At 78.7% G+C, this 696-nt stretch carries 1 protein-coding gene; it reads right to left on the bottom strand.

What is annotated here, in order from left to right:
* On the bottom strand, positions 1-593 hold a 593-nt coding region (locus tag BG452_RS36160), incomplete at its 3' end, for a hypothetical protein (RefSeq protein WP_188308575.1).
* Between the last annotated feature and the right edge of the window lie 103 nt (positions 594-696).

The following is a 696-nucleotide window of genomic DNA, read 5'->3' as shown; positions in this document are numbered from 1 at the left end:
GCCTGCGCCGCTGCGCGGGCCGCGCGGGCCCGGCCCACCAGCCGGACGCCGAGCGCCGTCAGGAGCGCCGCCCCGAACGCGTACACCGGCAGCCAGAGCGTCGTCGTGGAGGCCAGGCAGTCGTTCACGGCCTGCCGGCTCTGGTCACGCTGCGCGGACGCCAGCGCGGCGCCGCCCTGGTCGGCGAGGCCACCGAGGGCGGCCTGCGCCTTCGCCGCCGCGTAGTCGCCCAGGAGGGCGCACTCGGCGCGGGTGCCCGGCATCGGGAACAGCCAGGCCCAGCGCTGCATCGCGGGGGCCAGGACGAGGGCCGCGCACAGGCCGACGACCAGCGAGTAGGCCGTCAGACTCCGCAGGTGGCCGGAGCGGGAGACCGCGCCGGGCGTGCGCACCGGCGGGTCGGCGAAGGAGAAGACCACCGCGAGCAGCGTCAGGCCGAGATACGTGGAGAACCACTGCCACGAGCCCGAGGCGAGCGCGGCCGCCAGCACCCCGGCGAGCGCGGTGCCCAGCACCCCGGCCTGGCCGCCGGGAGTCCGGCCCGCTGCGGTGGGCGCGCGGTCCGGGGTGCTCGGGCGGCTGTGGTCGTCCATGCTCTCTCCCTGCCTGGGTCCGGGCGCACCAGTGTCCGGCCGCGGCGCCCCGCGGGCTCCGGTGCCATGCCGGTCGGCGCGCCGCCTCGCCCGGTTGGCAGGC

It is taken from the genome of Streptomyces sp. CBMA123 (assembly GCF_014596465.1).
In the GTDB taxonomy this organism is placed as follows: Bacteria; Actinomycetota; Actinomycetes; order Streptomycetales; family Streptomycetaceae; genus Kitasatospora.
Note: the sequence above shows the minus strand (reverse complement) of the source record. Positions and strands in the feature narration are given on the sequence as shown.